This is a genomic window from Neisseria sp. HMSC066H01, assembly GCF_001837375.1.
Classification (GTDB): domain Bacteria; phylum Pseudomonadota; class Gammaproteobacteria; order Burkholderiales; family Neisseriaceae; genus Neisseria.
The window spans coordinates 263,297-275,054 of sequence record NZ_KV832193.1; the positions used below are offsets into that span (position 1 = coordinate 263,297).

At 54.5% G+C, this 11,758-nt stretch carries 7 protein-coding genes; 3 read left to right on the forward strand and 4 right to left on the reverse strand.

The window, feature by feature from the left end; genetic code table 11:
• Nucleotides 1–78: 78 nt before the first annotated feature.
• Entirely contained in the window at nt 79–807 is a 729-nt protein-coding gene (locus HMPREF2551_RS03665; protein ID WP_003747857.1) for an LOG family protein, read from the forward strand.
• Between the two features lie 109 nt (nt 808–916).
• On the opposite strand, the gene HMPREF2551_RS03670 is transcribed toward HMPREF2551_RS03665, so the two are convergent.
• Both HMPREF2551_RS03670 and sstT read right to left on the reverse strand, forming a co-directional pair.
• Nucleotides 917–2,773, reverse strand: coding sequence for an ABC transporter ATP-binding protein (locus HMPREF2551_RS03670; protein WP_049349253.1), 1,857 nt, complete (start codon nt 2,771–2,773; stop codon nt 917–919).
• A gap of 228 nt (nt 2,774–3,001) precedes the next feature.
• Entirely contained in the window at nt 3,002–4,225 is a 1,224-nt protein-coding gene (sstT, locus tag HMPREF2551_RS03675) for a serine/threonine transporter SstT (protein ID WP_070837214.1), read from the reverse strand.
• A gap of 447 nt (nt 4,226–4,672) precedes the next feature.
• Here sstT and HMPREF2551_RS03680 point away from each other — a divergent pair, with 447 nt between their 5' ends.
• Nucleotides 4,673–6,514, forward strand: a complete 1,842-nt coding sequence (locus HMPREF2551_RS03680; RefSeq protein WP_070837216.1) for an autotransporter assembly complex protein TamA — start codon at nt 4,673–4,675, stop codon at nt 6,512–6,514.
• 78 nt (nt 6,515–6,592) lie between these two features.
• The gene (locus HMPREF2551_RS03685) at nt 6,593–10,741 is read left to right on the forward strand and encodes a translocation/assembly module TamB domain-containing protein (RefSeq protein ID WP_070837218.1); all 4,149 of its coding nucleotides are present in this window, start codon (nt 6,593–6,595) and stop codon (nt 10,739–10,741) included.
• A 239-nt stretch (nt 10,742–10,980) separates the two neighbouring features.
• Here the strand turns inward: HMPREF2551_RS03685 and HMPREF2551_RS10500 are convergent, their stop codons facing one another.
• Together HMPREF2551_RS10500 and HMPREF2551_RS03690 are read right to left on the reverse strand one after the other, a co-directional pair.
• Nucleotides 10,981–11,154: an anti-sigma factor family protein gene (locus HMPREF2551_RS10500; protein WP_003747841.1), complete on the reverse strand. Its 174-nt coding sequence runs from the start codon at nt 11,152–11,154 to the stop codon at nt 10,981–10,983.
• 12 nt (nt 11,155–11,166) lie between these two features.
• Nucleotides 11,167–11,745 (reverse strand): sigma-70 family RNA polymerase sigma factor, encoded by a 579-nt coding sequence (locus tag HMPREF2551_RS03690; protein ID WP_070837220.1) that lies wholly within the window; start codon nt 11,743–11,745, stop codon nt 11,167–11,169.
• Nucleotides 11,746–11,758 lie beyond the last annotated feature (13 nt).

Here is an 11,758-nt window from a genome sequence, read left to right on the forward strand (position 1 = left end):
TTGCCGCCGAAACCCGACTTTCAGACGGCCCGCCCCTTTCGGGTTACAATACGGCACACAAAACACGAAGGAAAAGCCGTGAGCCTGCTCAAAAAACTGCCCAAACCCATGCTGCCCGACGAAACCCGCCGCGATATTCAGGCGCGCGAGTCGTATCATGTATTGAAGATTATTTCCGAATTTGTCGAAGCCGGCGAAGAATTACGCGCCATTCAGCCGGCCGTCAGCATTTACGGCAGCGCGCGCACGCCTGAAAACCATCCCGACTACGCGTTCACATTGCGCTTGGCGCGCAAACTGTCGGATGCCGGATTTTCCGTCATTTCCGGCGGCGGGCCGGGCATTATGGAAGCAGCCAACAAAGGCGCGTTTGCAGGCGCAAGTCCGGCGGTGGGGCTGAATATCGTGTTGCCGCACGAGCAAAAAGCCAATCCGTATCAAGATTTGTCGATTAAATTCCAACACTTCTTCCCACGCAAAGTCATGTTCGTCAAACACGCCGTGGCGTATGTCGTCATGCCCGGCGGTTTCGGCACATTGGACGAATTGTTTGAAAGCCTGACTTTGGTGCAAACCGGCAAAACGCCCGACCGCCCGATTATCTTAGTAGGCAAAGCATTTTGGGCGGGACTGTTGGACTGGATACGCGAGCAGTTGCTGGGCAGAAACCTGATTTTGGAAGAGGACTTGAACCTGATCCGCGTCATCGACGACGAAGACGAAATCATCGAAGAAATCTTCGCCCATTACGAAAACCGCTTGGAAGACTTGTCCGAACACCAAAATGCTTGGTCGCTGGGGCTGTAAAAAACTAAGGTTTCAACTGAAAAAGCAGTTATCCCGCCTGCCCTTTGCTTCATGAATAAAGGCCGTCTGAAAATGTTTTCAGACGGCCTTTTATCTTCTTTCAAAGCGTTTAATTGTTTTCCCACTCGACATGCTCACTCAAGAAACCGCCGCTTTGGTGCGCCCAAAGTTTGGCGTACAGGCCTTGTTTCGCGAGCAACTCGGTGTGGCTGCCTTCTTCGATGATGCGGCCTTTGTCCAAGACGATTAGGCGGTCCATCGCGGCGATGGTGGAGAGGCGGTGGGCGATGGCAATCACGGTTTTGCCTTCCATCATTTTGTCGAGGCTTTCTTGGATGGCGGCTTCGACTTCAGAGTCAAGCGCGCTGGTGGCTTCGTCAAGCAACAGAATCGGCGCGTCTTTAAGCATGACACGGGCGATGGCGATGCGCTGGCGTTGGCCGCCGGAAAGTTTCACACCGCGTTCGCCGACGTGTGCGTCATAACCGCGCCGGCCTTTGGCATCGGAAAGGTTGGGGATGAAGTCGGCAGCTTCGGCGCGTTCGGCGGCGGAAATCATTTCGGCGTCTGTGGCGTCGGGGCGGCCGTAGATAATGTTGTCGCGCACGGAGCGGTGCAGTAGCGAGGTATCTTGCGTCACCAAACCGATTTGGGCACGCAGACTTTCTTGGGTCACGCTGTCCACGTTTTGCCCGTCAATCGAAATCGTGCCGCTTTGCGGTTCGTAAAAGCGCAGAAGTAGGTTGACGATGGTGGATTTGCCTGCGCCGCTGCGGCCGATCAAGCCAACTTTTTCGCCGGGTTTGATGTTCAGGTTAAAGCCGTTGAGGAGCGGTTTGCCGGCTTCGTAGGAGAAATCGACGTGTTCAAACTTGATTTCGCCCCGGGTAACTTTCAGCGGCAGGGCTTGCGGCTTATCGAGGATGGTGTGGGGTTTGGACAGGGTGGCCATGCCGTCGTTGACGGTACCGATGTTTTCAAACAATCGGGCGGATTCCCACATGATGTATTGCGACAAACCGTTCACACGCAATGCCATGGCCGTGGCAGTGGCTACCGCGCCTACGCCGACTTGGCCGTGATACCAAAGCCAAATGCCCAAGGCGGTTGTGCCGACGGTCAGCGAACTGTTGACGATAAAACTGCAGGTGTGCAGCAGCGTTGCCAAACGCATTTGGGCATGGACGGTTACCATAAACTCTTCCATCGACTGCTTGGCATAAGCGGCCTCGCGTGCGCCGTGGGAGAAGAGTTTGACGGTGGCGATATTGGAGTAGGCGTCGGTAATGCGGCCGGTCATCAGCGAGCGCGCATCGGCCTGACGCGCAGCGGTTCTGCCGAGCTTGGGAATCAGGAAACGCATAATCATGGCAAATCCAATCATCCAGCAGATAAACGGCACGATAAGCCAGGCATCGAAGGAGGACAGAATTACGCCGGAAGTGATGAAGTACACCAACACATACACAACCATATCGGCAACGGTCATCACGACATCACGCAGTGCCAGCGCGGTTTGCATGACTTTGGCGGACACGCGGCCGGCAAACTCGTCCTGATAAAAGCCCAGGCTTTGACCCAGCATCAGGCGGTGGAAATTCCAGCGCAGGCGCATAGGGAACACGCCTTGCAGGGTTTGCAGGCGTACATTGGAAGCGAAAAAGGTCCAAACGGCAAAAAATGCCACCATGGCCATCATGCCGATTAATGCATGGCCTTTTTCAACAAAAAGCGTTTGCGGCGTATAAGCGCCGAGCCAGTCGACCACCTTGCCCATAAACTGGAACATCAAGGCTTCCATGATGCCGACACCGACCGTAAACACGGCCAACACGGCAATCCATTTGCGCACGCCTTCAATGTTGCTCCAAATAAACCGCCACAACCCTTTTTCAGGCGTTTTCGGGGCGGCTTCGGGATAAGGGTCGATGCGGGACTCGAACCATGAGAATATTTTTTTAATCATTGTTTTTGCAAATGTGATAAGACGGCCAGGCCGTCTGAAAAGGATAACTCAAATACATTCAAGACTGTATTTTACGGGAAAAATCCAACTGATGACAGCGGATACCGTCAGGCCGACCAAACCAATCTATCGGCTTGACCATCTAAAAAATCCCTTTGCTTGGAATAAAACAAAGGCCGTCTGAAACTTTTCAGACGGCCTTTGCTGGATCGGACTTAACCTTAAAAATCACTCTTTACGTTGACGACCCAAATCGGCAGCGGCAGTAAACAAAACGTCGGTGGAAGAGTTCAACGCCGTTTCTGCAGAGTCTTGAATCACGCCGATAATGAAGCCGACGGCAACCACCTGCATGGCCACATCGTTATCGATACCGAACAGGCTGCACGCCAAAGGAATCAGCAGCAACGAGCCGCCGGCCACACCGGACGCGCCACACGCACTGACGGTAGCCACCAGGCTCAGCAGCAGGGCAGTGGCAAAGTCAACCGTAATGCCTTGCGTGTGCGCCGCAGCCATCGCCAAAACGGTAATGGTGATGGCCGCACCGGCCATATTGATGGTTGCACCTAATGGAATGGAGATAGAGTAAGTGTCTTCGTGCAGACCCAGTTTTTTCGCCAATGCCATGTTCACAGGGATATTGGCGGCGGAAGAACGGGTGAAGAAGGCATACACGCCGCTTTCGCGCAGGCAGGTAAACACCAGCGGGAAAGGATTGCTGCGGATTTGCGTCCACACAATAATCGGGTTGACCACCAAAGCGATAAACAGCATACAGCCGAGCAATACGGCCAACAGCTGCATATAACCGGCAAGCGCTTCAAAACCGGTTTCCGCAATGGTAGAGGACACCAAGCCGAAAATACCCAGCGGCGCAAAAAGGATAATCCATTTCACAACGGTCGAAACGGTATCGGCCAAGTCGGCCGCCACTTGGCGGGTCGTATCCGAACCGTGATGGCGCAAAGCCGCACCCAATATCAAGGCCCAAGCCAAAATGCCGATATAGTTGGCATTGGCCAGCGCATTAATCGGGTTGGCCACCAAATTCATCAGCAGCGTTTTTAACACTTCGATAATGCCGGAAGGCGGCGCAACGGATACATCGCCGGCCGCACGCAGAATCAGCGTGGTCGGGAATACCATGCTGGCGACAACCGCCACCACAGCCGCTGCAAACGTACCGAAAATATACAAAATCAAAATCGGTTTGATGTGGGCCTGATTGCCTTTTTGGTGTTGCGCGATGGCGGCAGTCACCAAAACAAATACCAAAATCGGCGCGATAGCCTTAAGCGCACCGACAAACAGGCTGCCCAGCAGTCCTGCGCTGATACCGACTTGCGGCGCAACTGCGCCTACAAGAATACCTAAAACCAAGCCGATGGCGATTTGTGCCACCAAGCTGACGCTGTTGATCGCGTTCAAAAGCGGATTGCCACTTGCCATATCCGTTCCTTCAATTTAAAGATATGTTAAAAAAGTCTTACATTCTAAAATAAAAAATCATTTGTCGGCGAGGTTTTCATGCATACCTCACAAAAACGGCATTAAATTTTAGCATTTATAACACATTTGGTGCTTTATACCAAAAATACAGTCAAACCCACTCAAACCTTACTTTCAAGCATACCCATACTGTTGCTTTATCCCTCTGTATCTTGATTTCAGACGGCCTGAAATCTGCGCCATAAGGCCGAATACAAAGGCAACTTCATCAGTCAAAATACAAAAACATAAATATTACAATCGTATAGAAACAAACCAAAATCTTCCCTTAAGTCGCATTTGGCAACATTATCGCGCTAAATTTCCGTTTATAACCATAGCCTGAAACCTTGCAGAAATAATGTTAAAATCCACAGACTGAAGAATTGTCGCTGTCGAACACACATCATGACCAAACTGACCTACCCTGTTTTATTCGCATCTTTGGCGCTCGCCTACGGACACGCGTTGGCAGTAGATACTTCCGTTCCCAAAGCGGAAGACTACGAGGCCGTCCCCGAATCCGAAATGCCCAAGCAGCCTAAAGACGACCAAACAGGCAAACTCAAGCCCAAATTCCCCGTCAAAATCGACACCCAAGACAGCGAAATCAAAGAAATGCTTGAAGAATACCTGCCGCTGATTACCCAGCAGCAGGACGAAGAGCTGGACAAAGAGCAGGTCGGCTTCCTTGCCGAAGAGGCGCCCGACAACGTCAAAACCATGCTTCGGACCAAAGGCTACTTCAACAGCAACGTCAATATTCAAGACCACGGCGAGAGCTACACCGTCAACGTTACCCCCGGCCCGCGCACCAAAATCGACAACGTCAGCGTGGCCATCCTCGGCGACGTATTGAATGACGAAAACCTGGCCGAGTACTACCAAAATGCGATGGAAAACTGGCAGCAGCCCATTGGCGAAAACTTCGACCAAGACGGCTGGAATACGAGTAAAACCTCCGTCCTCAGCGCGGTAACACGCAAAAAATACCCTTTGGCGAAACTCACCACCACCCAGGCTACCATCAATCCCAATACGCAAAAAGCCGACTTAAACGTCATCGTGGAGAGCAACCGCCCGATTTACTTTGGCGAGTTCCAAATCACCGGCACGCGCCGCTACCCTGAAAGCGTGGTTTCCGGCATGGCGCGCTTCCAACCCGGTTCGCCTTACGACTTAGATAAAATCCTCGACCTGCAACAAGCGCTCGAGCAAAACGGCCACTATTCCGGCGCGTCCGTACAGGCCGACTTCGACCAACTGCAAGGCGACCGCGTTCCCGTCAAAATCAACGTGACCGAAGTCAAACGCCACAAACTGGAAACCGGTATCCGCTACGACTCCGAATACGGAATCGGCGGCCGCATCGCCTACGACTATTACAACCTCTTTAACAAAGGCTACATCGGCTCGGTCGTTTGGGACATGGACAAATACGAAACCACGCTGGCCGCCGGTATCAGCCAACCGCGCAACAACCGCGGCAACTACTGGACAAGCAACGTTTCCTACAACCGCTCGACCACGCAAAACCTTGAAAAACGCGCCCTGTCCAGCGGCATTTGGTATGTCCGCGACCGCAACAATATCGATGCCCGCTTCGGCCTCGAATTCATTACCGAAGACCGCAAAGTCCCCAACACCAGCTACGATTTGGGCCGAAGCCATGCCACCATGCTGACCGCCTCATGGAAACGGCAAAGCATCGAAACCGAGCTGCATCCTCAAAACGGCTATTACCTCGACGGCAAAATCGGCTCGACCTTGGGCAAATTCCTCTCCTCCACCCAAATGGCGCGCGCTACGGCACGCGCAGGCTATTTCTTCACGCCTGAAAACAAAAAAATCGGTACATTCATCGTACGCGGACAGGCCGGCTACGTTTACGCCCGCGAAGGCGAAGAAGTGCCTTCCAGCCTGATGTTCCGCACCGGCGGCGCGACTTCCGTACGCGGTTACGAACTCGACAGCATCGGTTTGGCAGGCCCCAACGGCTCCGTCCTGCCGCAACGCGCCTTGGTGGTCGGCAGCCTCGAATATCAATTCCCGGTTACCAAAAGCTTCTCCGGCTCCATCTTCCACGATGTCGGCGATGCGGCAAGCAACTTCAAACACATGACCTTAAAACACGGTACCGGCTTGGGCGTGCGCTGGTTCAGCCCGGTTGCGCCGTTCTCCTTCGACATTGCCTACGGCCACCACGACAAAAAAATCCGCTGGCACATCAGCTTAGGCACAAGGTTTTAACAAACATACACCATCCATTCTTTCAGACGGCCTCAGCCATTCCAGGCCGTCTGAACAACAGACAAACAGAAAAATATCATGACCGATACTGCAAACACTTCCACGCCGTCTGAACAACAGCCCGCCCCGCCAAAGCGCAAAAAACGCCTGTTGCGCGGCTTTGTCCTGTCCGCCTTGGGCGTATTGACCGTTTCCGCCGGCGCAATCGGCTGGCTGGTCGGTACGGAATCGGGTTTGCGTTTCGGTTTGTACAAAATCCCGTCATGGTTCGGCGTCAAAATCTCTTCGGACACACTGAAAGGCACGCTGATTGAAGGTTTTGAAGGCGACAAATGGTTGATTGAAACAGACGGTGCGGACATCAAAATCAGCAGCTTCCGTTTTGATTGGAAACCGTCCGAGCTGTTCCGTCCGTCTTTGCACATTACTGAAGTCGTAGCCGGCGACATCGCCATCGTGACCAAACGCACGCCGCCCAAAGAAGAAGAGCCGTCAAAAGGCCTTCCCGACAGCATAGACCTGCCCGTTACCGCCTATCTCGACCGTTTGGAAACCGGCAAAATCAGCGTGGGCAAGCGTTTTGACAAGCAGACCGTCTATCTCGACCATCTGCACGCGGCCTATCATTACGACAAAAAAGAACACCGCCTCCACATCAAAACCGCCGACACTCCATGGAGCAGCTCGACAGGCGCGGTGGTGCTCGGTTTGAACAAACCCTACGTCCTCAATACCGCCATCTACACCAAAGGCCAGCTTGAGGGCGAAACCATACACGGCACGGTGCGCCTGTGGGGCAGCCTGCAAGACGTGTACACCGACCTGCTGCTCGACGGCGACAACGTTCATTTGTCTGCCAAATCCACCATCCACCCATTCGCCGACAGCCTCAACGAAACCGTCGGTGAAATCCTGGTTAAAGGTTCCAACATCAATCCGCAGGCCTTCCTGCCCACCCTGCCCAAAGCACGTCTGAATTTCGACGCCACCACCATTCCGTCCTTTACAGACGGCGTTGCGCTGGAAGGCTCGATAGACTTGGAAAACGACCAAGCCGGTTTTGCCGATGAAAACCATATCCCCGTCAAACGCATCCTCGGCGAATTCATCGTCGACGACAAAGGCACGGTCAAAATCGAAGACATCGGCGTCGGCCTGCTCAAAGACGGCAGCATCGATGTATCCGGCTCTATCGACACCGCCCAAGACCAGCTTAAACTCGCACTGGGCATCAACAATACCGGCGCGGACGACTTTATCCGTCAAAACATCGCAGGCCGTCTGAACGGCAGCATCGACGTCAAAGGCGAAACCTCCTCCCCCGTCGTCAACTGGAATCTCGACAGCGGATTCGCGCGCACAGACGGCATGCTGTTTTTCCAAACCGACAAACAGCTCGGCCAGCGCACGCTCAAGCTCGACAAAGTCCGCCTGGTTCCGCAAAACGGCGGCGAGCTCAACGCCAAAGGCTCGCTCGAACTCTTCAAAGACCGCAAACTGCAACTGGACATCGTCAGCAAAGCCTTCAACCCTGCGCGCATCGATCCGCAGCTTCCGCAAGGCAGCGTCAACGGCAACATCAACTTGACCGGCATACTGGCGCAAGAAAAATTCGCCGGCAAAATGCAGTTTGCACCGAGTACGCTCAACGGCGTTCCGCTCAGCGGCAAAGCTGATGTCGCCTATGAAAACAAACACCTCTCGCGCGCCCTGACCGACCTGACCCTCGGCAGCAACATCGTTAAAACCAACGGCAGCTTCGGCAAAAAAGGCGACCGCCTCAACCTCAACATTACCGCCCCCGATTTGTCGCGTTTCGGCTTCGGCTTGGGCGGCCTGCTCAACGCGCGCGGCTACATCTCCGGCAGCTTTTCAGACGGCCTCAAAACCCTTGAAGCCGATTTGAACGGCGAAGCGCGCAACTTCAAAGTCGCCGATGCCGTCAACATCCGCACCCTCGACTTCAAGCTCAAAGGTTCGCCCGACACCAACCGTCCGCTGAGTGCCGACATCAAAGGCGAACACATCGCCGTCTCCGGCGGCGCGGCCATGATCGACAACGTCAACCTGCTCATCAGCGGCACAGGCTCGCACCACCATATCCGCGGCAACAGCAACATGGCGGTGGACAACAAACGCTACAAACTCGACCTCGACGCCGCCGGCGGCCTCAACAAAGACCAAACCCAATGGAAAGGCACGGTCGACACGCTCGACATCAGCGGCGCATTCAACCTCAAACTGCAAAACCGCCTCAACCTCGAAGCCGGCAGCGAACGCGTCTCCCTCAGCAGCGCACGCTGGGCGGCCATGGGCGGCAGCCTCAACCTGCAAAATTTCGTTTGGGACAAAAAAGCCGGCATTACCAGCAAAGGCAGCGCGCAAAATCTACACATTACCGAGTTGCACAACTTCTACACCCCGCCCATCGAACACAACCTCGTCTTGGGCGGCGACTGGGATTTGGCGTACAGTCAAAACGCGCGCGGCTTCCTCAACATCAACCGTCAAAGCGGCGACATCATCCTGCCGAGCAAAGATCCGAAAAACAAACAGCCTTTGGGACTTTCCGCGCTCGCCCTGCGCACCCGTTTCCAAAACGGCCGCATCGACAGCACGCTGGAAGGCAACACCCGCTTCGGCAAAGTTGACGGCACGCTCGGCATCGCCCAACAGTTCGGCAACAACATCAACAACGCTCCCGTCAGCGGCAAGATTAATATCAGCGTTCCCGATTTGGGCTCGCTCAAATCCTTTATGCCGGCGACAGCCCAAGGCATTGCAGGCCGTCTGAACGCGACCGCCACTATCGGTGGCCGACTCGGTTCGCCTACCGTCAACAGCAACCTCGACCTCCAAACCAATTACGGCCGGGCCGACGGTACCGTCAACATCGGTCAGGGCAGCAGCTTCGACACCGCCCCTCTGAGCGGCAAACTCAACCTGAACGTTGCCAACCTCGAAGTCTTCCGCAATTTCCTGCCCGTCGGCCAGACCCTCAAAGGCCGTCTGAACGCCGCCGTCAACTTGGCAGGCCGTCTGAACGATCCGCAACTGAGCGGCCTGATTAACGGCGACAACCTCTATTACCGCCATCAAACCCAAGGCTTAATTCTCGATAACGGCGTATTGCGTTCACGCCTGCAGGGTCAAAAATGGGTGATCGACAGCCTCAAATTCCACCGAGGCGGCACGATTGAGCTCAAAGGCGCGGTCAACCTTGCCAACGCCAACCCCGATGTCGACGTGGACATCGTCTTCGACAAATACCGCACCCTCTCGCGTCCAAACCGCCAACTGCAGCTCTCCGGTGCGGCCAAAGTCCTCTACAATCCGGAAAAAGGCGTATCGCTCAACGGCACGCTCAACACCGACTACGGCAGGTTTGGTTCGCAAAAATCCTCCATGCCGACCCTCGATGACGACGTGGTTGTACTGGGCGAAACCAAAAAAGAAGCAACGGCCACCACGCCGATTAATCTGAACCTTGTCTTGAACATCAACGACAATGTCCGCTTTGTCGGCTACGGCGCAGACGTTACCATCGGCGGCAAACTGACCATCACGTCCCGCCCCGGCGAAGCCGTCCAAGGCGTCGGTACCGTGCGCGTTGTCAAAGGCCGCTACAAAGCCTACGGCCAAGACCTCGACATCACCAAAGGCTCGGTTTCCTTTGTCGGCCCGCTGACCGATCCGAACCTCAACATCCGTGCCGAACGCCGTCTCTCCCCGGTCGGCGCAGGTGTCGAAGTCCTCGGCAGCCTCAGCAATCCGCGCGTGACCTTGGTTGCCAAAGAAGCCATGAGCGAAAAAGACAAACTCTCCTGGCTCATCCTCAACCGTGCCAGCAGCGGCAGCGACGGCGACAACGCTACACTCTCCGCCGCCGCCAGCGCATTGCTTGCCGGCCAAGTCAACGACCGCATCGGCCTTGTCGATGATTTGGGCTTTACCAGCAAACGCAGCCGCAACGCCCAAACCGGCGAGCTCAACCCTGCCGAACAAGTCCTGACCGTCGGCAAACAGCTCACCAACAACCTCTACGTAGGTTACGAATACGGCATCTCCAGCGCCGAACAATCCGTCAAACTCGTGTACCAACTGACCCGCGCCATCCAAGCCATTGCCCGCATCGGCACACGCTCATCCGGCGGCGAGTTGAAATACACCATCCGCTTTGACAACTGGTTCGGCAAAGACGAACCCGAGCCGGAAGAACAACACTAAAAGCCGTGAAAAAGGCCGTCTGAAATTCATCTTTCAGACGGCCTTTTTCTTGTTCTACCGTATTAGAATCTTTCTCCCATGCCTCAAAAGACAAAGGCCAACGGCGCAAGTTTGAAAATAAAGGCAACTAAAAAAGTGAGCGGCCAGCCACGGCTTATTCAAGATTAGCGATAAATCAAGCGGACACAAAAAGGCCGTCTGAAACGGACAGGGGTAGGTTTCAGACGGCCTTTTTTGAATCATCGAAACATCTTGTGCATGGCGTTGCTAATTAATGCGAGCTGTTTCTTATATTCGCGGCAACGGGGACAGAGCGACAGGTGCACGGCAAGGGCAATGCGGTTAAAAAGACTGAGACGCACTTGGTCTTGCTGTTTGGAAATCAGATCGGTTATTTTGCGGCATTTTTTCATGGCGTTTTCCTGTCAGACATGGGAGAACCATTTGATTTGCAGACACTGGCGCAAGGTTTCGCGCGCGCGGTGCATAATAGTGTGGTAGTTGGCATGGCTGATGCCGCATTGCTCGCGGATTTCATCGCTTGAAAAGCCGAGAATCTCTTTCATGGTAAACACGCGGGCGGTGTTTTCCGGCAGATGGTAGAGGCAGGTCTGCAAAACTTGATAGAACTCTTTATTGTTCAAACTGGCTTCGGGCGAGTCCCAACCCTGAGGCTGACCTTCGTCCGTCCAATGTCCGTCGGCGGCAAAATGTCCTTCAAAGGCTTCATCCAAAGCTTCCTCGTCGCGCGTGACGAAAACTTGGCGTTGCCGCCCGATTTGGCGCAGGCAGTCGGTAATTTTGTTTTTTAAGATTGCAAACAGCCAGCTGCTCACCTGGGCGCCGCCTTTGAAACCCTCGGCCGCACGGTAGGCGGAAAGCATGGTTTCCTGGACGAGGTCTTCCGCCAAATCGGGGCGGTCGGGCAGCTGGATATGGGCAAAGCGCAGCAGCAGTTTACGGGATTCGGCAAGCTCGGCATCGGTCAGTTCGGGTAGGGCCATAATGTATCAGTAT

Coding starts and splice junctions, on each gene's coding strand:
- sstT (WP_070837214.1), bottom strand. CDS start 4,225: ATGGCAAGTGGCAATCCGCTTTTGAACGCGATCAACAGCGTCAGCTTG.
- HMPREF2551_RS03670 (WP_049349253.1), bottom strand. CDS start 2,773: ATGATTAAAAAAATATTCTCATGGTTCGAGTCCCGCATCGACCCTTAT.
- HMPREF2551_RS03680 (WP_070837216.1), top strand. CDS start 4,673: ATGACCAAACTGACCTACCCTGTTTTATTCGCATCTTTGGCGCTCGCC.
- HMPREF2551_RS03685 (WP_070837218.1), top strand. CDS start 6,593: ATGACCGATACTGCAAACACTTCCACGCCGTCTGAACAACAGCCCGCC.
- HMPREF2551_RS03690 (WP_070837220.1), bottom strand. CDS start 11,745: ATGGCCCTACCCGAACTGACCGATGCCGAGCTTGCCGAATCCCGTAAA.
- HMPREF2551_RS10500 (WP_003747841.1), bottom strand. CDS start 11,154: ATGAAAAAATGCCGCAAAATAACCGATCTGATTTCCAAACAGCAAGAC.